The following is a 23,495-nucleotide window of genomic DNA, read 5'->3' on the forward strand; positions in this document are numbered from 1 at the left end:
GCTGTGAAAGTGGCGGCGCGAGTAATGCTGCCGCGGCTTAGTGGTCGCCGGGCAGCCCATCCGGGCGGGTCGTGTGCGGGCGAATACCGGTCACCTTCGCGCCTCGATCGGAGACGCCGTACGCGCGTTTCACAGCGGCCCGCGGGAACGGCGAAGCGTTCGCCTTCTCGCGAGCCTTCAGACCTTGCTCGTGCTCGGCGGAACGCTTATTCGCGCTCGTGCCGCCACGTCGTGCGGCACCGGGCGCATCCTCACGCGCCGTATATTCGGGGCTCTGCTTGACCCAGGAATCGACCAGGGCGGGGTCCAGGCTCATCTGCCGGGCGACGCGGGCAATCGCGTCGCGCAGGTGCATGTTATCGACGCCGACGAGGGTGCGAACCGCGCCGACGACCATTGCGATGTAGTTAGCCGGGTATGCCATGGTGACTCCTGGGTGTGGGTTGCTATGTCTAGCGTACCGGTTTGAGTTGTCCCGGGGCTGTGTTGTGTGGCGGTCGATTAGACGGCGGGGGTGTAGCCAGCCTCCACGATAGCGTCCGCGACAGCCTGGGTGTTGAGGGTGCCCTCGTGCTCAATGGTCACGGTGGAGACGCCGTCCTTGACGACGTCCACGGTCACGCCGGTCACGCCGGGAACTTCGCTGACCTCTTCGCTGACGCTCATAGCGCAGTGGTTGCAGGTCAGGCCGGTTGCCTTAACGGTGGTGGTGCTCATGATGATTTCCTTTCGGTAATGGGTTGAAAACTTGGGGCCGCCGGATGTTTAGTGCGGGGCGTTTAGCTGCGCATGAGGCGGGAGATGGCGGCGGTTGCCTCTTTGACCTTGGCCTCTGCGATGGTCGGGTCGCCGGTGCGTTCGGATTCGACGGCGGCGCCGGTCACGCAATGGCCGATATGCTCTTCGAGCAGGTTCAGGGAGACAGCGTGGAGCGCCTTGGAGACCGCGGCAACCTGGGTGAGGATGTCGATGCAGTACTTATCTTCGTCGACCATGCGGGCGATGCCGCGAACCTGCCCTTCGATGCGGCGCAGGCGCTTGAGGTGCGCCTCTTTGGTGGAAGCGTAACCGTGCTGGGTTTCGGGCGCCTCGCCGCCGCAGCATGCGCCGGTGTGCGCCTCGGTGGGCTCCTCAGTGGGGGCGCCGGATGCGGTGCTGACCTGGTCGGATGTGCTGTGGCAGCACTGGTTGCTAGTGGTTTCCATGGCTTAAGTGTATACCCTAGGGGGGTATCCCGCAAGGGGTTGTTACGAGTTGTTACGCGGTAAGGATTTTCATGCCGAGCTGTTTATGCCGAGCTGGTTACGCCGAGAAGCCACATGTGTTTCGAACAGCCACATCATAATTGGCTTCTGGAAACACATGTGGCTTCTCGCTATGGGGCTGTAATCCGTACAGAATTTGTGCCATGGTTTAGTGTCTTCGACCATGGCTTTTAACTACGACCAAAGACACTAAACCACAGCAGAACTTTTGGGCACACAAAGCTGGCGGCCCCGAACACTTCCGTATCCGGGGCCGCCTGCTGCGGTTATTTATGTGTTGAGTTAGAACTGGTTTACATGTCGGGCCAGTCGCGGTGTAGCGAATACTCCGTATCCCCATCGCCATTATCGTTCAGGTGCCAGCGCTGACCGGTGCGAATATCGGCCTTGCGCAGACGCGGGTTCGGGTTATCCTTCTTACCCATCGTCGGGTCATTCTGGCAGCCCCAGCGGGTGTCATCCTCTTCGCAGGAGCCGGCCACACGGCCCACATCAACCCACCACACACGCATCAGCAGCGGGTCAACGGTATCTTTCGTCAACACGACATCCAACGCCTGCCAATCGCCGCCGTTCACACGGAAACGACCAGAGTATGACACCGTTGCGTAGGCGTGGAAATTGCCTGAGCGTTTGTACACATAACTGGTGGCGGTCTTGCGTGACTCTTCGCCGCGTGCCCTGCTAACCGGCTTGCCCATGGTGTAGAAAGTATCCTCGTCGCCGTTGCCGTATTGGATGGTCATTTGGGTGGGGTAGGATTCTATTTCTACGTGGCCGATCATGAGGTCGCCTTCCCAACGTGCGGTGGGTGCGTCGACGTAGAAGTTGACGGCTTGGTTCTTGTAGACGTTGGGGTTGTCGTTACCCTGACCAGAGCCAAGGTTGTAGGACTGTTTTAGTACGGGGGCCTGGATATTGGTGTTAGCGAATTGGTCTTCGATTTCTTGGAGCATTTCTTCGATAGTGGGTCCCTTGGGGGTTTCTTTGGGGTTGGTGGGGGTGAGGGTTTTAGTGTCGTTGGGCTTGCAAAATACCGTGTCCCCATTGGTAGTTGATTCAATTGGCTTTTCTTTGACGCGGGCGTATTCGCCGGGTTTCATAGCTTCATCATGGCACGCAGCCTCGCCGGGGCGGCGGTTTGCTGTTTTGCGGGCATACATTTTGGCGCCTGTTTCATCGGTTATTGATTGGTAGTTGTTATTAAACCAATTGACCCAATTCTGGTAGTCGTTTGAAAGAGCCTGGGGATTGTTCGAACTATCACTGGGGACCTTGGAATTATCCTCTTTATTTGTATTGGTTGAATCGCCATCGCGTTCTACTGGCCTATTTTTATGGGTTTGAGATGTCTTATAACAGTGCCCATTAGAATTTTTACATTCTTCACTGTATGCATTTTGGATACTTAGAAGGGATATCGACAGAATGGATGCAAATAATATGCGCATGCACTTAGAATTAATCATGGTTTATGCATCCTTAAAATTATTTTCTGTTCCGCTTCCGATAATTTTCCAATATCCCTCGGTATATTTAAAAAAGTAGTTGAAGAGATCATCATTTTTATCTGTATTTGCTCGCTTGGTAATTTCTCCATCGGAGTCGATATACATAACGGTGCTCCAGAATCGGCGGAACTTCATGCGGTAGATTTTCTGTTTTTCGTCATAAATTAGGTCGCCCTCAACTTGATAGGAATCCAGACCGTCCACAACCCAACCACCACGCTTGTAGAGATCTTCAATATATTCATAAAATGGATATTCTTTAGAAGTTTTTTCAACATACTGGATGACTGGCGCACAATTTCCCGTTTGAATAGCGTAGTTATGGGCATTCAGCCAGTCTTCCATCATGCGGCTGAGGCCTTCTTCGGTCTCGGGGTACTGTTGCGGCTTGGCTTTCGGTAGAGGAACATTCTGTGCAGGGCCATACGCGTCAGCCTTACGGTACTCGCCGTCGGGGGCCTTCGAGCCACCGGAATAACCGCGGGTAATGACCGGGCTCGGAGTAGCCGATGCAGAAGTAGCGTCAGATGCCGCAGCAGAAGCCGACGCCGACTCGCTCGGTGCGGCGGATGCGGTGGCTGCCGCCTCGTTAGAAGCCTGCTGGCCGCAGGCGGTAAGCAAGGCTCCCAGGCCCACAAGCACGCCGCTGCCCAGCAGGGTGCGGCGGGTCAAAGCGGAATCAGGTCCCATTGGGTGCTCCAATCGTCGGTGATGGTGTGTATATGTACTAGTCGAGAAGCTTTCTTTAGGTACAGCAACGTATCCAAAAGCGCCCAGACTAGGTGCCTCGCATTATCGATGCACCGGTGCATCGCTTTGGGTCCCGACACCACCTTACAGGATGTTTGCCATCTTTTGCAGTCTTTTGAGGTTTTTGGTGGTGAAAGTTCGTTGTTCGAGCGTCTTCGTCTGCCGGGTGGTGTGTGCGGCTTCTCGTGTTGAGACTGGTCGATAGGGCGCCTTCACCGCGGGTTTAAAACCCGCGGTGAATACACGATCTATCGAAAACATCCACCTAAAAAAGCAGGCGGCCCCGGACACACACGCATCCGGGGCCGCCTGCCGCGGTTATTTACATTCGATTATTAGTCCCATTGACCTTCAATAATCTCCCGAACAAACCTTTTAGGAAGCCAGAAGGAGTGCTTTGTGATGTGGCGACCGTCGGGAAGCTCATCGGTGTCCTCGATGCGACCCCTTCCGACAAACTTACCAGGCTCAATCTCGTAATAACTATTATTGGCGTGCACCTTGGTATAAATGATTTTATTCTTCCTGCTCTGAGGGAAATTAGTTGAAACCCTGACTCCATTCTTGCCGTTTGGCCGGGGTGTGAGCTCAACACCTCGGTTGATAATATCTTTTGTCTCCTGCCGTACCCTCATTAATTCAGGCTCAAGAGATTCGGGGAATCCCCAGAACTTGACCTGATCCAGGCAGAAATCACCGGATTCATTCTCGCGGAAAATTACGAACAGAATCTTCTTTGAAAAAATTTCGGTATATACGTGAGAATCTTCCCATTCCTCATTATCTTCATTTGCAAGTTCAATAAATGAATATGATTTAAAGGAAACATCTTCTTTAATGCTATTGTTTCGCTTAACTCGAATAGCTCGAATCATCATATTTGCCTTTTTGAACTCGGTGGTATTTTCAATTTCCTGAGGGAGGTCAAGAAGTTGCATCATTTTTGTTACAATAGAGTTATTGCGACCCTTGGCGTTAAATTTAACATCAAACTCCTTGCAGAGTTCTTTCTCGCTTTTACCTTGATACTGCAGAATTTTTTCTTCAAGAATCTGAGTAAAAGGCTTCGAGGTATCCTTGGTAGCTTGAGCAATACTCTCCAGTTCCTCGGAAGTAAAGATAGTCTCCTGGTAGAGACGTGTTATGTAGCTCTGTTTGAAAGACCAGGCTCTTTTGTTTGCCGGGGTGTCACTAAAAGGCTGAGAGGTAAGGTCCCTTCCCTTGCCGGCACCTTTGCGTGAGGTGGATAGGTACATGCCGTCCCTTTCGGAGAGCTCATGGGCACGCCCTTCTTTAATTTTTTGTGCAATTTTCTGGTAATCGCTAATAATTGTTGGCAAGTCCTCTTCAAGGATTTTTAGAAGATGAACTTTAGCAATTTTATTTTTTAGAATATCTTGGTTTTTGATGAAATGGTAAGGAAGGAGGAGGATGGCCCCTCCTTTCTTCCATGCATGAGATTTGTAAAAATCATCTAGGTTTTCATTCATATAATTAATATTTCCAAGGACCAAGCGTTCTTTGGCGGAAATTTTTTCATCTTTATTTACTTTGAAGGGGGTAACTTTAAGTTCGACTCCTACCTTGTTAAAGTCGGGTTCGGTTGAGCTGTTGGTGGGTATGCCAAAATAATATTTTTCAATATATGTCCCGTACTGCCCCTTTGACGCACTACTAATTTTTTTGTCTGGTGTGGTGGAGGGGGTTTGATTGATGTAGTCCTGATAAGTCTTGTAGGGGGATTCCTGGAAGGCCTTGAGGATATCGACAAACTCCACTCCTACTACTTTTTGAGCATATTTGTAGATGCTCTCGATATCTGAGTCATCATAGTTGAATAGCTCCACTGTCTTTGCTCCTCTGCTTGATTGATATTGCCGATAATCATGCTGTGTTCTTGTTTCATGCTACGTCAGATACGACTGCTGCGCTCTTTGGATCGTCACGGATTCTTGCATAACCCGCTTGATCTGAACAACTATTCTATGCTATAGTATTAGTATTCGAATATATTTACAGAGGACTATAAGGACTACTGACTCATGGATCAGAAAACCACCAGCAGTAGCCAGCCTATCCGAGTTATCGAGCTTTTCGCCGGTGTAGGTGGCTTCCGCTTAGGATTTGAAGGCTATAACGCCAACGGCATGACCCTGCCCTCCGCAGGCCCCTTCACGACTGTCTGGGCGAACCAGTGGGAGCCCCCGGGAACGGTTGGCCGTCAGTTTGCGGCCCGCTGCTACCAGGAACGTTTCGGTGAAGAAGCAAACCTCGAAAACCGTGACATTCACGCCGTACTTGATGACGTCGAGGCGGGCCTCTACGAAATTCCCGACGCTGACCTGCTCTGCGGTGGCTTCCCCTGCCAGGATTACTCGGTTACCAAGCCGCTTTCGCAGTCGCACGGCATTGAAGGTAAGAAGGGCGTGCTCTGGTGGGATATTCACCGCGCGCTCGAACTCAAAACCCCCAAATACGTTGTTCTGGAGAACGTTGACCGCCTGCTGAAGTCGCCCGCTAAGCAGCGAGGCCGCGACTTCGCCATTATGCTCTCCTGCTTCTACGCGCTCGGCTACAGCGTCGAATGGCGCGTTATCAACGCGGCAGAGTACGGCTACCCGCAGAAGCGTAAGCGCGTCTACATTTACGCCGAACACAACGCCCCCGAATGGGATTTGTCGCGCCGCATCACCCACACCGGTGTTTTGGCAGAAGCGTTCCCGGTCAAAACTGCAGAATCTGAGGGTCTTCTCTCCGTCTTCGAAGAGCTCAATGAGGCCGATGAGTTCACCATCTCCGATGACCCCTACTACGAGACGGAACACTTCGGAATTGGCGCTAAGACCTCGCCCTTCCAGATTGCCGGTGTTATGCAGAACGGCACCGTGCTCACCAGCAAGGTAGAGCCCGACTACCGCGGCGAATTTAAGACGCTCGGTAACGTCGTTCTTCCCGACTCTGAGGTGCCGGAACAGTTCTTTATTGCTCCTGACAAGGTGCCTTCTTGGGAGTACCTCAAGGGTGCGAAGAAGGAAAAGCGCATCAATAAGGCAAGTGGCTTTGAATACTTCTACACCGAAGGCTCAATGTCTTTCCCTGACCCGCTCGACCGCCCGGCGCGTACTATCCTGACCGGCGAAGGAGGCTCGGGTGCCTCCCGCTTCAAGCATGTTGTGATTGGCGATTCTGGTGCGTACCGCCGTCTTGTGCCCGATGAGCTGGATCAGCTGCAGGGATTCCCCCGCGGCTGGACTGACACCGGCATGAGCGACGGTAACCGTGCCTTCTGCATGGGTAATGCTCTTGTGGTGGGTATTCCGCACGAAATCGGTAAGGCTATCGCCCGCCGACACAACCAATAAGACATAACCAGTAAAACGCACAGGAGGTGCAGTAGCCCAAAAGCTACTGCACCTCCTTTTGCATGCCCGACGGCCTAAACCAGAGCAGACCTAGACTAGCGCCTCCTCAAGCCAGTTCAAGCCCGAGCGGTGCTCATCCAACAACTCAAGAGCCCGGTTAGGCAACTCAACCTTCAGACGAGCACCCGCCAACGACTGATACTGCGTATTCCCCAAGCCGGGATGCAGAAGAAGAGTCCGCGAAGAACTCACACCCACCAGCTCACTATCAAAAAGCTTATGCAGATCCTTGCGCAGAAGCAGACCCTCATCCACACGGTGCTCGCCCTCGCGCGCATAGCTGTACAGGTGCGCCGCATCCAGCGCCGCCGTGTGGCAAGCACCCGTAAACGCACACATGTTTCCGAAGCGGTTCAACAGCTCCTGGCGGAACTGCGGCTGACCTTTACGAGCCCTGACGGTGCGCATCGTAAAACCGCCACGAGGATTCACAGGTACCCCGTGGGCATCCCCCAGAGGAAGCAGGTGAATACCCGAAGTGTTCAGGCTTTCAAGCCACTCAAGGACTTTCGCGGTATCGAGGGCAACAATGCTGTTCTGAGTGTTGTACTTGCCCGGAACGCTCAGATTCTTGAATGAGTCCTTATCTGCTGCGCCAATCAGCTCAGTCCAGGTATCGCCGTAGTAGGCGACGAACCGTTGAACCCTCTTTGCCTCTTGGGGTGGATTCTTGTGTAGTCGTTGAAGGGGTTTCAGACCATCGGGACGCAGGCAACGTCCATCGCATCGCCACAATCCGTCAGACCTGAGAGTCATACGGCTGTTACCGCATCGGGGGCAGACAGTCAGGATTTTGTTCTCATCCGTGACCTCAATCTTGCGAATAACTGCACTCCCAAGAAGAATCGAATTATCTCGAATCAGTACGAAATCTCCTTCTCGGATGTCTTGTCCGTTGGGCACCCTCGAGTCGTAAACGTAGCGGAACTCCAGGGCGTCATCGTAGACTTTGCCGCTGGCGGCGCTTCGGTTCTCTTCGTCGGGAACGGAGCGTAGCAGCCATGCCTGTGGGAGCCGCATGTCAGTTGAAGCGTGTTTGCTCGGGAGGCTGAGGGTAGTCACCACGGACGGGAGAACGAGGTCCGGCAGTGAGGGCGTTGAGTTGTTGTCCATAGAAGCAGCCTAGCAGCCCGGGCGGTTTGTTGCTGCCTGGGTGGTCACCGGCTCACGGGGTAGGGGTTGTGGGCGGCGGGATCCTGTAATTACAAAAATCCTGCCCCGCATCTTCCTCGAAAAGCCACATGTGTTTCGAGAAGCCACGTAACATGTTGCTTTTCGAAACACATGTGGCTTCTCGGCGATTAAACTTGGCGCAATAAAAACAGCACCCCGCATAAGTAACATTCACCAGTCACAATGCTATTGATTCGCATCACACTCCGGTGTTTTTAGGTATTCTTGGGGTAACACTCAGACAGAAGCCCGCCCTCCTCCTCGAAAGGGGCCGCATGAAAACCTTCTGGACCAACCTACCCCTCACCATCCGCGCGGCAGTCATCTTCTGCTACGCCTACGCCGCGGTGCGCATCCTCAACCTCTTCGCTGAGGTGGGCACCGCACCGCTGACCCCGCGCACGCTCCTTGACGGTGCCCTCACCGCCGCGCTCGTCGTCGGTGCTCTCGCCCTGTACCTGGGTAACGCCCTGGGTGCCGCTCTGCGCGCCCGGCGAGAAGGCTACGAGCCCCGTCCGGTCGGCATCATCGTCGCCTACGCCCTCTTCGTGGCGGCGTGTGCCTACCTTGTCTGCCGCCTCATCGCCTACACCGTGGAGGCGGGGCTCACCTGGCTCTTCCCGCCCGCCCTCGACCCGGTGCTGGTCGCGGTGAGTCTGGCTGTTCTTGGCGTAATCAACTATGTGCGCCTCGAGCGCCGTACCCGCAAGGTCTAACCGGGGAGTTGCACCAAAAGAAATCCCTGTAATTACAAAAAATCTCCCGCACCGGGTGGAGCACACCTTCACGGCATGCCCCCCAGTGCGGGAGATTTCTATATCAACGGAACGCCGCAGCCTTCACGCTACAGCGCCGCTGCACCTTACAGGCTCTGTGCCTGAATTGCGGTGATCGCAACGGTGTTGATGATGTCCTCAACGGTGGTACCGCGCGACAGGTCGTTCACGGGCTTACGCAGACCCTGCAGAACCGGGCCCACAGCGGCAGCACCCGAAGACTGCTGAACAGCCTTGTAGGTGTTGTTACCGGTGTTCAGGTCGGGGAAGACGAACACGGTAGCCTGACCAGCAACCTCGCTGCCGGGCAGCTTGGTCGACGCAATAGACATGTTCGAAGCAGCGTCGTACTGGATCGGGCCTTCAACCGCGAAGTCGGGGTTCGATGCGCGCACGATCTCGGTTGCCTCACGCACAACGTCCACGTCTGCGCCAGCGCCGGAGGTACCGGTCGAGTAGGACAGCATAGCAACCTTCGGCTCCACACCGAACTGGCGTGCAGTCTCTGCGGATGCCTTCGCAATGTCGGCCAGCTGCTCTGCGTTGGGGTTCGGGTTCACTGCGCAGTCGCCGTAGACCAGAACGCGGTCTTCCATCAGCATCAGGAAGACGGAGGAGACGATCTTGGTGCCGGGGCGGGTCTTGATGAACTCGAGCGAGGGGCGGATGGTGTTCGCGGTGGTGTTCACTGCACCGGAAACCATGCCGTCGGCGATGCCCTTGTAGACGAGCATGGTACCGAAGTACGAGGGGTCGGTCATGCGCTCGCGAGCAGCCTCGATGGTGACACCCTTGTGTGCACGCAGCTCGGCGTAGGTTGCTGCGAAGTCCTCGGAGTACTCGTTGTTCTCGATGTCGATGATGCGGATCGAGCTGGGCAGCTCAATGCCCTCAGCCTGGCAAATCTCTGCAATCTTGGCGGGGTTGCCGAGCAGGATCAGGTCGCAGAAGTCGCGGCGTGCAATGATTTCGGATGCACGCAGGATACGCACGTCGTAACCCTCGGGCAGGACCACGGAGCGGCGGTTTGCGCGTGCGGTCTCGATGAGGTTGTGCAGGAAGCGCAGCGGGGTCATGGAAGCCGGGCGCTCGATGGACAGGCGGGACAGCAGCTCGTCCTTGTTGACGTGCTCGTCCCAGCCACCCAGGGCGGCGGCCAGCTTGCGCTGGTGACCGCTCTCGAGGGAGCCGTGCACGCGGGAGACGGCGCGTGCGGACTTGAAGGTGTCGTGCTCGGTGGACAGCACCGGGAAGGGTGCGTTCTTGATGAGCTCGCCCACGGCGGTGTGCTGGCCGGAAACGTCGTCCAGGCCGCCGGTGAGCAGCACGCCCGAGGGAGCGGGGAAGGACGGTGCCAGTGCGGAGGCCAGGGTTGCGGCCACGATGTCTGCACGGTCGCCGGGGACAATCACGAAGTCGCCGTCGACGAACTGGCCCAGGAAGTTGGAGACGGTCATGGCGGCGACCTTGATGCCGTGAATATCGCGGCTGAGGTCCTCAGCCTTCACGCCGGCGGTGTCGAGCTTGAGGGCCTCGGCAACCTCACCGACGGTCGGAGCGGTCAGCTCGGAAATCTCGGGCAGCACGTAGACGGGCAGGTTTGCCTCGCCGCGCTTGACGGACTTCTCGATGTCCTCGCGCAGGGTGGGCTCTGCACGGTTGACGATGACGGCGAGCAGGTCAGCCTTGGATGCGGTCAGCTCGGTGCGGGCCACGTCAACGGCGGTGACTGCCTCTTCGACGGTGGCTTCCTGCGCACCGACGATGGCGACGACGGGCAGGCCCAGGTCGCGTGCAATCTGGACGTTCAGGTCGAATTCGACTGCGAGTGCGTTGGCGGGCAGGTAGGCGCCGTCAACAATCACGACGTCGCTGTTGGCTGCGACCTTCTCGTAGGCGGATACCGCGCGGGAGGAAATCTCTTCGGTGTCGCCCTCAGCGATGAGTGCGAGTGCGTCGTTCATGGAGACGGCGCCGCCGACCTGCTCCTCGGAGAGGTTGAAGTGCTCGCGAATCAGGCGTGCTACGGGGTCGTCAGCGATGGTTGCGCCGTCGAAGACGGGGCGGAAGAAGCCGACGCGGTCCGCGCGCTTAATCAGGGAGTCTGCCAGGCCCAGGGCAATCAGGGACTTGCCCGAGTTCGGGGACGTAGCGGAGAGGTAAAGACCGGTGGTCATATTCTACTTTCCTTCGGTGGGGTGGCGTTCGGCGCCGGTACCGCGCGTGCGCAGGGGTTCCCTGTGTCTGTGCGGTGTGCGTCGAGCGTAGGTCACTTTCTATGTTAAGACTTTGCGGGTGTGGTGCCTAACAGCGTTCAGGGTGCGATGTGTCGCACGGCGTCCCGGGCGGGGCCGCCGCGTGCCTCGCGGTGCCCGCAGCTGCTGGACTAGCCGTCTGGCCCGCCCGTTTACGGGTTTTACGGGTTGAGGATGCGCGCGTACCGCACGCTGTGGCCGGGCGCCCAGATGCCGCGTGCCTCAAATTCGATGCTGTTGCGCTGGTAGCCGAGGCGCTCGTAAAAAGAGAGCGCCCGTTCGTTTTCGGCCATGACCCACAGGTAGGAGTTTTCGTCCGGGTAGATGACGGATTCGTAGAGTGCCTGACCGAGCCCGGTGCCGTGCATGTGGTTGAGGGTGTACAGGTGCACGAGTTTACGGGTGCCTGCAGGCAGTTCGGGGAGGTTGTCGGCACGTTCGAGTTCCCAGGAGGAGGGCTCACACAGGGAGAGCGCCAGGCCGACCGGCTTATCCCAGTCGATGCGGGTGCCGATGGAGCAGGAGAGCCCGCCGTCGGGGGTCCAGCCGGGCACCTCATAGGCGAAGAAGCCGCGCACGGTGGGGGAGGAGATGTGGCGGTGGAAGTCTTCGAGGTATTCGTTGCGTTCGGCGCGGTGACGAGCGGTGAAGCTTTCCCCGAGCGTGTCGAAGTAGATCGGGTCGTAGGTTTGCTCCATGCAGTCCAGCTGCAGGTTGACGTATTTTTCGGCGTCGGTCGGTTCAATTGGTGCGAGCGCGTAGCGGCCCTGACATACAAATCCCATGGGTTCTAGTCTACTCAGTCGGCCCCTGTGGAGGCGGTTTGCCACGGGTGCGTACGCTAGAGGCGTGCGGGAGCGGCACCCCGGGATGCGAGCGCCGTCGGGCGGCCCGCCCCCGATTAGGTGCGGCGCTGACCGGGGGCGGGTCGTCGGCTAGGCTAGAGGGTATGGCGAAAAAGAGCAGGGCACCGAAGAAATCCCAGAAGGCGCAGAAAACCCAGAAGGCGCAGAAGAACCAGAAGAACCGGGCTGGCGAGGCCGAGAACACCCCCGTGCAGGGTGCCGCCGCTGGCGTGTACCCCATCTCCACGGGTGAGGCGGAGCTCGTCCCCGACGGCTACCACGCCGACGGCTGGCTGCTGCTCATCAACGGCGTGCAGTCCTCCCACGTAATCGTGGGCGAACCCCGCCAGCTGGATTTTGAGTACATGCGCTGGATTGCCGCGGTTGTCTCCTCGCACGTGGAGGAGCACCTGGACGCCGCGAAGCTGCGCATCACCCACCTGGGCGGCGGCGCGTGTTCCATGGCGCGCTATTTCGCCGACCTGTACCCGACCAGCCGCAACACGGTCGTCGAGCTGGATGCCAAGCTCGCCGAGTATGTGCGCGCCTGGTTCGACATCCCCAAGGCGCCGCGCGTGAAGATTCGCGTGGGCGAGGCGGGCGCCGTCACCTCCACGTTTGCCCCGGCTTCCCGCGACGTGCTGATTCGTGACGTATTCGCCGGGGACACCACCCCCGAGGCGCTCACCACCGTCGAGTTCACCCGCACCGTCGCCGAGTCGCTGGCACCCGGTGGCCTGTACATCCTGAACTGCGGTGACGGGCCGGCGCTGACCGGTGCCCGCGCCGAGGCCGCTGCCCTGCTCGAGGTGTTCGAGTACGTGTGCATCGTGGCGGATTCGGCCATGTTGAAGGGTCGCCGCCGCGGCAACGTCATTATTGCCGGCTCCCACGCGCCCCTGCCGGAGGCCGGTTCCGTGCAGGCTGCCGCTATCGCCCGTGAGCTCATGGGTGGAGGCGTGCCCGCCCAGTACTGGGACACCGCGCGGGTGCGCCAGTTCGCGGGTTAGATTTCGGGGATAGGTTAGTTCCTGCGGGGATAGGTTAGTGACGTTGGGGGTGGTTCTTAACCATCCCCAACGTCACTAACCCACCCCTAAAATCGCCAACCCATGACCGAAGCCATTCCGAGATATATACGGCACGGGCGAAACCCCACCGCCACCGACCCCAACCCGATACCATGGTGACCATGCGATACACCTATCTGGGCCCCTCCGGCACCTTCACTGAATCCGCCCTGCTGAGCGTCCCCGGCGCATCCGACGCCGAACGCATCCCCGCCACCAGCGTGCCCGACGCGCTCGCACGCCTGAACGCGGGCGAGGCGGACGCCGCCATGGTGCCCATCGAAAACTCCGTGGAGGGAGGCGTGAGCGCCACCCTGGACGCTATCGCAGCCAGCGAGGGTGTACGCATTATCCGCGAGGTGCTCGTGCCGATCCGCTTCGTGCTGGTCGCCGCGAAGCCCATCAGCATCGAAGACGTCAAGACCATCTCCACCCACTCGCACGCCTGGGCGCAGGTGCGCGGCTGGGCGCAGGAGAACGTACCCACCGCCGCCTACCTGCCCGGCTCCTCCACCGCGGCGGCGGCTGTCGGCCTGCTCGAAGAGGGCTGCACCTACGATGCGGCAATCTGCTCCCCGGCGCTGCTGAACTACCACCCGGAACTGCACGTACTGCAGGACAACATCGGCGACAACAAGAACGCCGTAACCCGCTTCGTGCTGCTCTCCCGCACCGCCGACATCCCCGAACCGACCGGCTCCGACAAGACCACCCTGACCGTGCCGCTGCCCGCCAACCGCGCCGGCGCCCTGCTCGAACTGCTCGAACAGTTCTCGGTGCGCGGCGTGAACCTCTCCCGCATCGAATCGCGCCCCACCGGCGAAGGCATGGGTTCCTACTCGTTCAGCATCGACGCCGACGGCCACATCTACGAGGCACGCATGCGCGACGCCCTGCGCGGTCTGCACCGCGTCTCCCCGACGCTGAAATTCCTCGGCTCCTACCCGCGCGCCGACCACGAAAACACCGAAGTCGACAGCATCCACTCCGACGGCTCCTTCGACTCCGCGCACGAATGGGTCGAGTCGCTCTTCCCGAACGGCCGCCCCGCACAGCTGCAGCGCCGCTAGCGGCACCACTTACAACATCACCGGCGGCACCACCAGCCGGCCGCCGCTAGACACCCCCGCACCTACCCGCGCCCCACCAGCGCAAACCCCGCCCACAACCCACCGCAAGATTAGGTAGGATAAAACAGTGATTGATATTAACCTCCTCCGCGAAAACCCCGACGTCTTCCGCGCCTCTCAGCGAGCACGCGGCAAGGACGAAACCCACGTCGACCGCATCCTCGAAGCCGACGCCGCACGCCGCGCACTCATCGGCGAATATGAGACCCTGCGCGCCGAGCAGAACGCCTTCGGCAAGAAGGTCGCCAAGGCACCCAAGGAAGAAAAGCCCGCACTCGTCGCACAGGCCAAGGAACTGGCCGCCCGCGTCAACGATGCGAAGGCAGCCTCCGAGGCGAAGACCGCCGAATACGAGGAACTGATCAGCAGCATCGAGAACCTCATCATCGATGGCGTGCCCACCGGCGGCGAAGACGACTACGTGGTCGTCAAGAAGGTCGGTACCCCCCGCGACTTCACCGCTGACGGCTTCGAGCCGCGCGACCACCTCGAAATCGGCGAGCTCGTCGACGGCATCGACATGGCCCGCGGCGCGAAGGTCTCCGGCGCACGCTTCTACTTCCTCAAGGGCCAGGTTGCCCGCCTGGAGCAGGCACTCATGTGGATGGCGCTCGACCTGGCAACCGAGCACGGCTTCACCATGATGACCACCCCCACCCTGGTACGCCCCGAAATCATGAACGGCACCGGCTTCAACGTCAAGCACGACGACGAAATCTACCGCCTGGAACGCGACGACCTGTACCTGGTCGGCACCTCCGAGGTGGCGCTCGCCGGCTACCACACCGACGAAATTCTCGACTTTGAGAAGGGCGCAAAGAAGTACCTGGGCTGGTCCTCCTGCTACCGCCGCGAGGCTGGCTCCGCAGGTAAGGACACCCGCGGCATCATTCGCGTGCACCAGTTCAACAAGGCTGAAATGTTCGTCTACTGCCCCGTCGAGCAGGCAGAAGAGATGCACGAGAAGCTGCTGTCCCTCGAAGAGGAAATGCTGCAGCGCTGCGGCCTCGCATACCGCGTGATTGACACCGCCGCAGGCGACCTGGGCACCTCCGCAGCCCGCAAGTTCGACTGCGAGGCGTGGGTCCCCACCCAGGGCACCTACCGTGAGCTGACCTCCACCTCGAACTGCACCACCTACCAGGCGCGCCGCCTGAACATTCGCGAGCGCACCCCGGACACCGTGGACGAGGCAGGCAACGTGCGTAAGGGCCGCACCCGCTCTGTGGCAACCCTGAACGGCACCCTGGCAACCACTCGCTGGTTGGTGGCCATCCTGGAGACTCACCAGCAGGCTGACGGTTCTGTTGTGATTCCGGAAGCACTGCGCCCGTACATGGGCGGCGCCGAGGTTATCCCCGCTGTCGCTGAATAAGGGATGCCTGCTGGAGTGAGTTCCGGCGGGGGATTTGGTGCCTCGCGCGCTCGGAATCCCCCACCTCCGTCCCACCAGCAGGCAGACGGCTCCGTACGTATCCCCGAGGCTCCAGGCTCGTTACCTCGCCTGATTCGGAAGCCTCTTGAGTGCTCGCGCGCTCGCACCCGGCTCCCTCATCTCTACATGGGTGGCGCCGAGGTCATCCCGGTCGTAGCCGCTGAGTAATCTCAAACTCGGTCGAAAACCCGCTCACCGCGTAAACGGTGGGCGGGTTTTTGCGTGGGCAGGTAGTCTAAGAACTATGCCTCTTTACCGTAAACTCCTTGGTGTTTCTGCGGCGGCGGCGCTGACCGCCTCCGCCACTGGCGCCCGCAAGAAGGCGCGCCGACGCGCTATCGAGCTGGGTGCGCCCTTCGGCGTTCTGCCGACCCTGCCTGCCGGCCCCAGCCGTCGCGTGGGCGTGGTGTACAACCCGAGCAAGCCGGGTGCCGCGGCCACCGTTGAGATTCTGGAACGTATCCTCGCGGCGAACGGCCACCCGAAGGCGCTGGTGCGCACCACCCGCGTGGACGAGCCCGGCTCAGAGGCCGCCCGCGAGCTGATTGCCGAGGGCGTTGACCTGCTGATTGCCGCAGGTGGTGACGGCACGGTGCGTGCCGTGGCGGCGGCGCTGGCGCATCACGAGGGGCCCAAGCCGCGCCTGGGTATTCTGCCGATGGGCACCGGCAACCTGCTGGCGCGCAACCTGTACATCCCGGTGAGTGACGTGGCGGCGTGCGTTGATATTGCGCTCAACGGCGTGGGTCAGGACGTTGACGCGATTGAGATGACGACTACGGGCACCACCGGCGAAGAAACCGAACACACGTTCTTTGTGATGAGTGGTGCCGGCTTTGACGCGCTCGTCATGAACGATACGAACGAGGAGATTAAGGCGAAGTTCGGCTGGGTGGCGTACGTGCAGTCCGGCATGAAGCATATGCTGGGCAGGTCGCATCCGGTGCGCATCAGCGTGGACGGTGGGGAGCCCCGCATCCTGCCCATGCGTTCGGTGCTGGTTGCGAATTGCGGTCGCCTGCAGGGCGGTATTCGCCTGGCGGATATGACGGATGTGCACGACGGCAAGCTTGAGGTGATTGTGGCGTCCCCGCGTGACCTGGTGGAGTGGGGCCTGCTGATGGCGAAGGTGATGCGCCGTACGATTCTGGGTTCGCCGCGCATTGAGCTACCGGTGATTCGCCACCTGGTGGGGTCCGAGGTGGTGCTGGAGTTCCCGGAGGGTGCGCAGCCGGTTGAGGTGGATGGCGACCCGGCGCCGTCGGCGCACCGCATTAGCGCGCGGGTGCTGCCTGCCGCCGTGGAGGTGGCGGTCCACCCGGACGTGCTCTAGCGGGCGTGGTTTGCTTGCGCCTGTTTTGAGGAATCGCCCAGGTGGGTGACGTATTCTCAGGGGAGTTGATGTATACACCGAGTACGTCAGGAGACAACCACCTATGAGCAACCAGCCGGCACTTCAGCACACGTATCTTCCGCATCCCGCAGATTATCTGCAGGAGAAGCCGCGCCGTGGCTTCTGGAAGACTGTTCTGCGTATTATCGCCTGGGGCATGTACATTCTGAGTGTGCCCGTGTGCCTGGTGGTGATGGGGGTCGTCATTGTTGGCCTGGTGTTGCTTGGCGGCTCGATTGATAACGTGATTCTTCACTTTGTGGTCATGCTGGTGATGCCTTTTGTGGCTCTGGTCCTTGGCTGTGTTGGGCTGTATTTCTTTGGTGTGAAGATCATTGGTGGTCTTTTCACGTATTCGCGGGCTGATAGCGAGGTGGAGGACGGCGGCGAGCGTTTTGTGCTGGGTACGTACGAGCTCTTCGCTGAGATATTTTCGGGCCTCCCCGACATTGACTTCTTCTAACGGAGGCGGGGTCTAGGGTCTGGGTGGAAGTTGGTTCTGCACCCGAAATACTTATATGTGACCTGGATTATGAAAAAAACAGCGATTTTTTTCACTATTTCCTGAAAATCAGAGGGGATAGTGAAAAAATCGGCGATTTTTTACACTATTTTTCTCGCCGTCCAGTCCGGTGCAGTTCTCGCTTCTAGACGCTGTGAGTCGGCAAGAATCCCGATAGCTAGAGGATCAACCCGTAAACGTAGAAACAGGGGAGGGGGCGCACCGGAGTGCGTCCCCTCCCCGTGTAGAGCTTGCTGCTTTCCGTAGCGCCTAGTAGTGGTAGTGGTAGTGATAGCGGGGGGCCGAGGCGGCCACCGCCGTAGCCGTAGTCGCCACCAAAATGCCGGATAGCAGAACGTTGGCCCTGCGCTGCTCGTACAGCTGCTTGTCCATCATGTCCTCCACGATAGCGTTGTGAATTCGCGTCTCGCGGGCCTGCTCCTCCATGCTCAGGCGCACCCACAGCTGGTGCCTCTCCTGCTCGTACAGGTTCAACGCCTCCTGCAGGGTGTAGGTGCGGCCCTGGCGAACGTACTTGTACAGGGTATCCGCCGCGTTCGGGTACAGGTAGTCTTCCGGGAACCAGTGGGAGAAACGCTCCATGTACTCGTTGTGCACCTTAGACAGCTCGGCGATGGCCGGCTCCTCATAGTCGCTCCACACCGAGTCGTTATGCGCGCGACGCTTGTTGTTCTCCCGCTCGACCTTCGCCGCCGCCAGCGGGTAGGCGACAAAGTACATCAGCGACCACCAGAGAGCCGCAATCACAATCGCCGAGACAATCGCCGGCACGTGAATGGTGTGCCACGGAATATCGCTCGAGTGAATCTGCGGGTTGGCGTACAGGTAGCGTAGATAGGCGATCAGCATGATGATGGAGCTGGCAAGGTACGTCCACGGAATCAGCTTAAAACAGGCCACGAAGAGCCGCTTGAGCTTAATCCGAGGGGGCTCAGGTACGGCGGCAACGTATGCCTTCTGCGCGCTCTTCATCGAATCGGCCCAGGGCGCGGCGCGATCCACCAGCTGCATGACCTGGCGGAGGTGCTCCAGCAGGTCCTGACGCTGATGCATCTGCTCCTGCGGAATCGGCGAGTTGGTGGAGGGGGCTGGGATGGGAGCCGGACTACTGGCCGACATGGGGGTCTGCGACATCGGGGTGCCCTTTTCGTAGTGTAAAAGTGTGTATCTGCGTGCTACTCGTGCGGTACGGCGAACGTGAGGAACCTACGCGGCCGTCCAGGTGACGTACTTGTCCTTGGCGAATTCGTCGGTCACCTGCGGCTGCTCGGCGGGTACCCACAGGGCCCAGTCGCCGTTGTGCCACTCCATGGTCGTCTCAAAGTAACGGTAGGTGCCTGACGGGGTTTGGAAAAGAATACGGATGACGGCGCGTTCCGGGGTGTACGACATGTAGCGGTACCCCATGATGCGTACGACGGTGCGGGTCGTCGTGTCCTGCAGGCGGTCCTTGGTGATTTGCTCCGCGCCGGGGCCGATGACGGTCGGCAGGTACGCCTCCGGGCTGTCATTGACGTGGATGAGTGCCCACGCGGATGCGTACAGGGCACCCTGCGCCGAATGCTCAAAACAGCTACGAATCGGGGATTCCACGACGGGGCCCGCGGTCTGCGAGACGGGGCCTATCCATCCCGATTCGGTGGTCACCCACTGGGTGTCCGTCGGTGCGGTCTTCAGAACGGTCTTGTCTGCGGATGCGCCGGCCCCGCAGGTTCCGGGTTCGGCCGCAGCCTGATTGGGGGAGCCTAGATGCTCGACCGGGGAGGCTCCACCTCGCGGCACCATGAAGAGCAAGATGGCGAGGACGATGAGGCCGAGGATGTAGAGGAAGACGTAAACTCCGCGTGGGATGCTCGAATGGGGTGTTTGCTGCAACGTGTCTCCAATCTTTGCGCTCCCAGCGGTGGGAACGTGGCGTGGCCCGGCCCCTTGGTGCGGGGGCTGCTTTCGTAGAGTGTGGAGTGAGTGAAGACGGCGCGAGGCTCCGCGTGCCAATCCACGGTAGGAATTGATGATTCCGAATGGACTGTCGGCGCCCCGGTACAGGTGTCAGATTTACCCTATCACGCCTGCCGCTAGGGCGCTGAGTGAACGGTCGTTCTCTCATGAAGAGAGAGTAGAACACGGCAAAAGGCGCACCCCTTGGGCGCGCCTTTCTGATGCAAAATCCCTGTCTGACAGCGTGGTGGCTTCTATATATTTCACCACCTGCAACCCAGGAGGGCCCATCCATCCAACCTAGCAACTCGGGGTCACTAGTGCCGCCTTCAGGTTTTTGATGCACCATCAGACTACCATCCGTCGGAAACCAGTATCCAGAGGTTTGTCACGCCGGGCGGCACCCTCCCCAGAATGACCGTGGGCGGTGCCTGTTTTCGGCAGTTGGGTTAGGCTGGAATATACGAGGTGCCCCACAAGAAAACGGGGGAGGGGGGCCGCCGCCGGCGCCAGAAGAAGCAGGCCGCGGAAAACCCTGCCGAATAGGCAAAACCCCTCTTCAAAATAATCCTCGTATCTTGAAGGCGGGGCACCTCCAACCCTAAATGTAAGGAGCAGTCATGACTTATCTGAAGAGTAACGCCTGGTACCTTGGCATCTTCGCCGCTGTTGCGGTGTGCTCACCTCTTGCACCCGTCGTGTGCCTGCCAATTTGCGCGGTCTTCATCCTGGCTTTCGGAATTGAAACGGCGGCGCACCGCGCTCGAAAACGTAACGGTCGCGACTAAAATCCCACAAGAATAACGTAGAGGGAACCCGCCCACGGGGTAGTGGGCGGCTCCTACTGACCGACAATCACCAACCACACCTGCGAGGAGAACACTCATGGGAGAGTATTTTGACCTTCCTGACCGTTACCCAGATTTGTTTGAACAGCTCAACAATAAGCAGAAGCGAGGTATTACTCAGACTCTCGCGTCAGCGTGGCTTGATGGCTACGAACATAGTCGCGAAGAGATTGCTCGTCTTATTGATTTAGAGCTAGGTCGCATCAGCTGGGAAGAGTACCGAAAGCAGATTTTGGAACATGCTCTCGCTCTCAATGAGCAGAGGTCACAAGAAGCAAAATCTTCCACCAAACCCAACGCAACCGAGCAGTACCATCCTGTCGACTACCTTCCGGAAAGGGGATAACCATGGAAGACAGCGCCCCCGACTTTGAGGCGCTCCACAAGTACCTCGTAGACAACAGCTCAGAGGTCTTCACCCCGCTTATCGAGGCCGAAGAAGACGACGAAAAACGCCGCTTCTACCTCGCCCTGCAGACCTACTCCCTGCAGCAGAAGCAGCGCATCGTTCTCGCCGACGAGAACTTCGTCGTCTAAGCCGTTTAGGCAGTCTAAGGAGCCGCACATGAAGCCCCAATACATCATCATCGGCGGAGTCAACGGAGCCGGTAAGAGCACCCTCTACCGCACCAACCCGCAGATTTTCGGTGCCACCCGCCGCCTCAATGCCGACGAGAAACTCCGCGCTGCAGGAGGCGACTGGCGCAACCCCGCCGACGCCGCCCGCGCCATGCGAGACACTGTGCAGGACCTGCGCCAAGCGCTCGCGGCCGGTGAGTCCATCCACCAGGAAACCACCCTTGCGGGTAACGCCAAATCCTTCCAGAACCTCATCGACCGCGCCCACGCCCAAGGGTACGAGGTGGCCCTACTGTACGTGACGCTCAACAGCGCCGACACCGCCGTGGACCGGGTCGCCGCCCGCGTTGCCAAGGGCGGGCACGGTGTTGACGAGGCAGATATCCGCCGCCGCTACGACAGCTCCCACGCGAACCTGCAGGTGCTCGCCTCCTCTGTGGACATCCTGCGGGTCTTTGACAACACCCGCTGGTACGAGCCGGTGTACTGGCGTGCCGGTTCAAAGGTGTTGCTCGACGAGCCGAGATACGGTCTGCACCTCAGCTAACCGTCACCTCCCACCCTCACAACCCAGCCGTGAGGCCGACCTGTGAAGGTCAAGAAAGGAACATCCAGTGTCAGATCATTTTGACCTGCACCTGCGCTACCCCGAACTATTTGAGCCGCTCACCGAAGAGCAGCGCCGCAACGTCATGCAGCCCCTCGCCTCATCCTGGCTTGAGGGTGACAACCCCACCCGCGAAGACGTTGCGCTACTCATCGACTACGAGCTGGGGCGCATCACCGCGGAAGAATACGACCGGCAAGCACTAGCGAAGGCGCTCGCCTACCAGGCGCTGACAAGCCAAAACGCGGGTCAGCAGAGTGCAGAGGAGGGCGAATAGTCATGAGTCAGCAGCAGAACTGGGCGGCGTACTTCTACCCCGAGCCCTACCAGCACGTCATGCGGAACAAGCCGGGCATCAATGACCCCGCGGCGCTTTCGCTCTTTGAGCACCGCATCATCACCCGACGAGGCTACGAGCTCACCAAGAACCCCGAGCTCATCGCCCGCACCTTCGACGCCGAGCACATCAAGGCCATTCACCGCTACCTCTTCCAGGACGTGTACGACTGGGCGGGGGAGTACCGCACCGTGGACATGTCCAAGGGTGTGAGTGCTTTCGCGAGCGTTCAGGACGGGCCGCTGAGCATTGATCGGTACCTCGACTACGTTTTCGCCACTAGCCGTGCGACCGACTGGGCGAGCCTGAACCATCAGGAATTTGTGGAGGTTGCCGCCGCGATTTTTGCGCACCTGAACCAGGCGCACCCCTTCCGCGAGGGTAATGGTCGTGCGACCCGTATTTTTATGGATCACCTGGCGGCGCGTAGTAATTTCCGGTTTGATTATGCGCGTGCTGGCCTTCGCGGTTGGCACCAGAGTTCTATGTTTAGCGGCCCGGATCGTGGGTATTTTGAGGTGCATCCGGAGGAGCTGCATCAGCTGTTCGGCATCATCACTGTGCCGCGTGACGCCTAGCCAGGGCGCTATAGCCCGCCGGTGAGATACCCGGTTAGGTCATTAAAAACGGATGTCCGTCACCCAGCGAGGTGGCGGACATCCGTGCGTTTAGCCGTTGTTCTTTCCGTACCGGAACCCGGTGTTAGTAGGTGCGCTTAGTCAGTTCACGACGAACCGACTCACGCACACCCGCATCCTCAACCGACGCCAATACAGACGCCAGAGCACGCGAGAGAATGTCCTCACGCATGAACGGTTCCACGCGGGTTGCCTGGTACACCGGCACCATAGCGCGCGAGAGCATCGGGATGAAGTTCGGCTCAGCCCAGGACGGCTCTAGGGCGATGACGCGTGCCAGGGTGGGGGAGTATTCTTCCATCCAGCGCTGGAAGTCTTCTTCGTTGGAGAAGTAGGAGCCGTCTTCTTTGAGTTCGAAGGCTTGGGGAACAGTGGTGTTGGCGGCCTTTGCTTCGTCGAGTTCTTGGGCGAAGTCGGAGACACGTTCACGCAAAGCTGCCATCTGCTTAAATTGTGCGGGAATGTCCTCATCCTGCAGGGCTGCTAGGTAGTTTTCGACTTCGCGGTGATCGGGTTCGCGTAGGGTGGTGCCGGGGGTGGGGAGGGTGGGGAACTGGTAGCCGGTTTCGGTGAGGTGGTTTGCTTTCTCTTCGCCCTTGACGGCTAGTTCGATGGCGGTGTTGAGTAGGTCCTGCTTTGTGTCGGCGTCGATGGGGTAGCGGCCGTATTGGCCGGGGGTGTACTTCTTGTACAGGTTGTGTAGGGCGATGCAGCGTAGGCGTAGGTTGTAGAGGAAGGCTTGCCAGTTGCCGATGGTGGCGAAGCCTTCGTTGATGAGGGTGATCATTTCGTCGATGGGTTCTTCGTCGGCTAGTTCGGTGGTGAGGCTGTCGAGGAGGTGGTTGATGCTTTGGGCGGTGGCGATGTCGGTGCGTAGTGCTTGGGTGAGGGCGAGGTCGTCGGGGTAGGTGATGTAGTGGCCGCCGTCGATTTGGATGAGGTCGTTGTGGGTGATCCATGCGGGGGCGGTGGGGTTGGTGTTGATCATTGGTTTTCTTTC

Annotated in this window: 25 protein-coding genes; 13 read left to right on the forward strand and 12 right to left on the reverse strand. The window is 59.1% G+C overall.

Annotated features, from left to right (window positions below; translation table 11 throughout):
• Nucleotides 1-37 precede the first annotated feature (37 nt).
• From ADJ95_RS02840 to ADJ95_RS02865, 6 genes are all read right to left on the reverse strand, one after another.
• Nucleotides 38-424 (reverse strand): hypothetical protein, encoded by a 387-nt coding sequence (locus tag ADJ95_RS02840; protein ID WP_049332371.1) that lies wholly within the window; start codon nucleotides 422-424, stop codon nucleotides 38-40.
• A 77-nt stretch (nucleotides 425-501) separates the two neighbouring features.
• On the reverse strand, nucleotides 502-717 hold the full coding sequence (locus ADJ95_RS02845) for a heavy-metal-associated domain-containing protein (RefSeq protein WP_049332373.1): 216 nt from the start codon (nucleotides 715-717) through the stop codon (nucleotides 502-504).
• A 62-nt stretch (nucleotides 718-779) separates the two neighbouring features.
• Nucleotides 780-1,205, reverse strand: a complete 426-nt coding sequence (locus ADJ95_RS02850) for a metal-sensitive transcriptional regulator (RefSeq protein WP_049332374.1) — start codon at nucleotides 1,203-1,205, stop codon at nucleotides 780-782.
• 353 nt (nucleotides 1,206-1,558) lie between these two features.
• The gene (locus ADJ95_RS02855; RefSeq protein ID WP_152691692.1) at nucleotides 1,559-2,368 is read right to left on the reverse strand and encodes a hypothetical protein; all 810 of its coding nucleotides are present in this window, start codon (nucleotides 2,366-2,368) and stop codon (nucleotides 1,559-1,561) included.
• A 369-nt stretch (nucleotides 2,369-2,737) separates the two neighbouring features.
• Complete coding sequence (locus ADJ95_RS02860; RefSeq protein ID WP_049332375.1) at nucleotides 2,738-3,466, reverse strand: DUF6318 family protein; 729 nt, start codon at nucleotides 3,464-3,466, stop codon at nucleotides 2,738-2,740.
• A gap of 395 nt (nucleotides 3,467-3,861) precedes the next feature.
• Complete coding sequence (locus ADJ95_RS02865) at nucleotides 3,862-5,373, reverse strand: Sau3AI family type II restriction endonuclease (RefSeq protein WP_049332376.1); 1,512 nt, start codon at nucleotides 5,371-5,373, stop codon at nucleotides 3,862-3,864.
• 195 nt (nucleotides 5,374-5,568) lie between these two features.
• On the opposite strand from ADJ95_RS02865, the gene dcm reads away from it, so the two are divergent.
• Nucleotides 5,569-6,888 carry a DNA (cytosine-5-)-methyltransferase gene (gene dcm, locus ADJ95_RS02870; RefSeq protein ID WP_049332378.1) on the forward strand — a complete coding sequence of 440 codons (1,320 nt, stop codon included), beginning with the start codon at nucleotides 5,569-5,571 and terminating at the stop codon, nucleotides 6,886-6,888.
• Nucleotides 6,889-6,978: 90 nt separating this feature from the next.
• Here the strand turns inward: dcm and ADJ95_RS02875 are convergent, their stop codons facing one another.
• The gene (locus tag ADJ95_RS02875) at nucleotides 6,979-7,968 is read right to left on the reverse strand and encodes an HNH endonuclease (RefSeq protein WP_239662758.1); all 990 of its coding nucleotides are present in this window, start codon (nucleotides 7,966-7,968) and stop codon (nucleotides 6,979-6,981) included.
• A 428-nt stretch (nucleotides 7,969-8,396) separates the two neighbouring features.
• On the opposite strand from ADJ95_RS02875, the gene ADJ95_RS02880 reads away from it, so the two are divergent.
• Nucleotides 8,397-8,837, forward strand: a complete 441-nt coding sequence (locus tag ADJ95_RS02880) for a hypothetical protein (protein WP_049332382.1) — start codon at nucleotides 8,397-8,399, stop codon at nucleotides 8,835-8,837.
• Between the two features lie 146 nt (nucleotides 8,838-8,983).
• Here ADJ95_RS02880 and pta read toward each other — a convergent pair whose 3' ends face one another.
• Complete coding sequence (gene pta / locus ADJ95_RS02885) at nucleotides 8,984-11,074, reverse strand: phosphate acetyltransferase (RefSeq protein WP_049332384.1); 2,091 nt, start codon at nucleotides 11,072-11,074, stop codon at nucleotides 8,984-8,986.
• A 239-nt stretch (nucleotides 11,075-11,313) separates the two neighbouring features.
• Entirely contained in the window at nucleotides 11,314-11,937 is a 624-nt protein-coding gene (locus ADJ95_RS02890) for a GNAT family N-acetyltransferase (RefSeq protein ID WP_049332385.1), read from the reverse strand.
• Nucleotides 11,938-12,101: 164 nt separating this feature from the next.
• On the opposite strand from ADJ95_RS02890, the gene ADJ95_RS02895 reads away from it, so the two are divergent.
• From ADJ95_RS02895 to ADJ95_RS02915, 5 genes are all read left to right on the forward strand, one after another.
• A complete protein-coding gene (locus ADJ95_RS02895) occupies nucleotides 12,102-13,007 on the forward strand; it encodes a spermidine synthase (RefSeq protein WP_049332386.1) in 906 nt (301 codons plus the stop codon).
• 182 nt (nucleotides 13,008-13,189) lie between these two features.
• Entirely contained in the window at nucleotides 13,190-14,137 is a 948-nt protein-coding gene (gene pheA, locus ADJ95_RS02900; RefSeq protein WP_049332428.1) for a prephenate dehydratase, read from the forward strand.
• 127 nt (nucleotides 14,138-14,264) lie between these two features.
• A complete protein-coding gene (gene serS, locus ADJ95_RS02905; RefSeq protein ID WP_049332388.1) occupies nucleotides 14,265-15,572 on the forward strand; it encodes a serine--tRNA ligase in 1,308 nt (435 codons plus the stop codon).
• Between the two features lie 304 nt (nucleotides 15,573-15,876).
• Nucleotides 15,877-16,965: a diacylglycerol/lipid kinase family protein gene (locus ADJ95_RS02910; RefSeq protein WP_049332390.1), complete on the forward strand. Its 1,089-nt coding sequence runs from the start codon at nucleotides 15,877-15,879 to the stop codon at nucleotides 16,963-16,965.
• Between the two features lie 103 nt (nucleotides 16,966-17,068).
• Entirely contained in the window at nucleotides 17,069-17,488 is a 420-nt protein-coding gene (locus ADJ95_RS02915) for a hypothetical protein (protein ID WP_049332392.1), read from the forward strand.
• 309 nt (nucleotides 17,489-17,797) lie between these two features.
• On the opposite strand, the gene ADJ95_RS02920 is transcribed toward ADJ95_RS02915, so the two are convergent.
• On the reverse strand, nucleotides 17,798-18,682 hold the full coding sequence (locus ADJ95_RS02920) for a hypothetical protein (RefSeq protein WP_141761798.1): 885 nt from the start codon (nucleotides 18,680-18,682) through the stop codon (nucleotides 17,798-17,800).
• Between the two features lie 72 nt (nucleotides 18,683-18,754).
• On the reverse strand, nucleotides 18,755-19,423 hold the full coding sequence (locus ADJ95_RS02925) for a hypothetical protein (protein ID WP_049332396.1): 669 nt from the start codon (nucleotides 19,421-19,423) through the stop codon (nucleotides 18,755-18,757).
• Nucleotides 19,424-20,106: 683 nt separating this feature from the next.
• Here ADJ95_RS02925 and ADJ95_RS09375 point away from each other — a divergent pair.
• The 6 genes from ADJ95_RS09375 to ADJ95_RS02950 all read left to right on the forward strand — a co-directional run bounded on the left by ADJ95_RS09375 (nucleotide 20,107) and on the right by ADJ95_RS02950 (nucleotide 22,435).
• Nucleotides 20,107-20,274, forward strand: coding sequence for a hypothetical protein (locus tag ADJ95_RS09375; protein ID WP_160310625.1), 168 nt, complete (start codon nucleotides 20,107-20,109; stop codon nucleotides 20,272-20,274).
• A gap of 97 nt (nucleotides 20,275-20,371) precedes the next feature.
• Complete coding sequence (locus tag ADJ95_RS02930) at nucleotides 20,372-20,680, forward strand: antitoxin VbhA family protein (RefSeq protein WP_053088805.1); 309 nt, start codon at nucleotides 20,372-20,374, stop codon at nucleotides 20,678-20,680.
• 2 nt (nucleotides 20,681-20,682) lie between these two features.
• A complete protein-coding gene (locus ADJ95_RS02935) occupies nucleotides 20,683-20,871 on the forward strand; it encodes a hypothetical protein (protein WP_012902737.1) in 189 nt (62 codons plus the stop codon).
• 28 nt (nucleotides 20,872-20,899) lie between these two features.
• Nucleotides 20,900-21,460, forward strand: a complete 561-nt coding sequence (locus tag ADJ95_RS02940) for a zeta toxin family protein (protein ID WP_065423974.1) — start codon at nucleotides 20,900-20,902, stop codon at nucleotides 21,458-21,460.
• 67 nt (nucleotides 21,461-21,527) lie between these two features.
• Complete coding sequence (locus tag ADJ95_RS02945) at nucleotides 21,528-21,797, forward strand: antitoxin VbhA family protein (protein ID WP_049332399.1); 270 nt, start codon at nucleotides 21,528-21,530, stop codon at nucleotides 21,795-21,797.
• Between the two features lie 2 nt (nucleotides 21,798-21,799).
• A complete protein-coding gene (locus ADJ95_RS02950) occupies nucleotides 21,800-22,435 on the forward strand; it encodes a Fic/DOC family protein (protein WP_049332403.1) in 636 nt (211 codons plus the stop codon).
• Nucleotides 22,436-22,559: 124 nt separating this feature from the next.
• Here ADJ95_RS02950 and ADJ95_RS02955 read toward each other — a convergent pair.
• The coding region (locus ADJ95_RS02955; protein WP_204371127.1) for a hypothetical protein at nucleotides 22,560-23,495 on the reverse strand (936 nt) is incomplete at its 5' end.

Origin of the sequence: Rothia mucilaginosa, from assembly GCF_001061665.1 — a bacterium.
Taxonomy (GTDB): Bacteria; Actinomycetota; Actinomycetes; order Actinomycetales; family Micrococcaceae; genus Rothia; species Rothia mucilaginosa_A.

What these genes read in the sequence shown, in the direction of transcription:
- ADJ95_RS02915 (WP_049332392.1), top strand. Translation starts at nt 17,069, where the DNA reads ATGAGCAACCAGCCGGCACTTCAGCACACGTATCTTCCGCATCCCGCA.
- ADJ95_RS02890 (WP_049332385.1), bottom strand. Translation starts at nt 11,937, where the DNA reads ATGGGATTTGTATGTCAGGGCCGCTACGCGCTCGCACCAATTGAACCG.
- ADJ95_RS02880 (WP_049332382.1), top strand. Translation starts at nt 8,397, where the DNA reads ATGAAAACCTTCTGGACCAACCTACCCCTCACCATCCGCGCGGCAGTC.
- ADJ95_RS02910 (WP_049332390.1), top strand. Translation starts at nt 15,877, where the DNA reads ATGCCTCTTTACCGTAAACTCCTTGGTGTTTCTGCGGCGGCGGCGCTG.
- ADJ95_RS02860 (WP_049332375.1), bottom strand. Translation starts at nt 3,466, where the DNA reads ATGGGACCTGATTCCGCTTTGACCCGCCGCACCCTGCTGGGCAGCGGC.
- ADJ95_RS02940 (WP_065423974.1), top strand. Translation starts at nt 20,900, where the DNA reads ATGAAGCCCCAATACATCATCATCGGCGGAGTCAACGGAGCCGGTAAG.
- ADJ95_RS02935 (WP_012902737.1), top strand. Translation starts at nt 20,683, where the DNA reads ATGGAAGACAGCGCCCCCGACTTTGAGGCGCTCCACAAGTACCTCGTA.
- ADJ95_RS02840 (WP_049332371.1), bottom strand. Translation starts at nt 424, where the DNA reads ATGGCATACCCGGCTAACTACATCGCAATGGTCGTCGGCGCGGTTCGC.
- dcm (WP_049332378.1), top strand. Translation starts at nt 5,569, where the DNA reads ATGGATCAGAAAACCACCAGCAGTAGCCAGCCTATCCGAGTTATCGAG.
- ADJ95_RS09375 (WP_160310625.1), top strand. Translation starts at nt 20,107, where the DNA reads ATGACTTATCTGAAGAGTAACGCCTGGTACCTTGGCATCTTCGCCGCT.
- pheA (WP_049332428.1), top strand. Translation starts at nt 13,190, where the DNA reads ATGCGATACACCTATCTGGGCCCCTCCGGCACCTTCACTGAATCCGCC.
- ADJ95_RS02950 (WP_049332403.1), top strand. Translation starts at nt 21,800, where the DNA reads ATGAGTCAGCAGCAGAACTGGGCGGCGTACTTCTACCCCGAGCCCTAC.
- ADJ95_RS02875 (WP_239662758.1), bottom strand. Translation starts at nt 7,968, where the DNA reads ATGCGGCTCCCACAGGCATGGCTGCTACGCTCCGTTCCCGACGAAGAG.
- ADJ95_RS02850 (WP_049332374.1), bottom strand. Translation starts at nt 1,205, where the DNA reads ATGGAAACCACTAGCAACCAGTGCTGCCACAGCACATCCGACCAGGTC.
- ADJ95_RS02845 (WP_049332373.1), bottom strand. Translation starts at nt 717, where the DNA reads ATGAGCACCACCACCGTTAAGGCAACCGGCCTGACCTGCAACCACTGC.
- ADJ95_RS02895 (WP_049332386.1), top strand. Translation starts at nt 12,102, where the DNA reads ATGGCGAAAAAGAGCAGGGCACCGAAGAAATCCCAGAAGGCGCAGAAA.
- ADJ95_RS02930 (WP_053088805.1), top strand. Translation starts at nt 20,372, where the DNA reads ATGGGAGAGTATTTTGACCTTCCTGACCGTTACCCAGATTTGTTTGAA.
- ADJ95_RS02920 (WP_141761798.1), bottom strand. Translation starts at nt 18,682, where the DNA reads ATGTCGCAGACCCCCATGTCGGCCAGTAGTCCGGCTCCCATCCCAGCC.
- pta (WP_049332384.1), bottom strand. Translation starts at nt 11,074, where the DNA reads ATGACCACCGGTCTTTACCTCTCCGCTACGTCCCCGAACTCGGGCAAG.
- ADJ95_RS02855 (WP_152691692.1), bottom strand. Translation starts at nt 2,368, where the DNA reads ATGAAACCCGGCGAATACGCCCGCGTCAAAGAAAAGCCAATTGAATCA.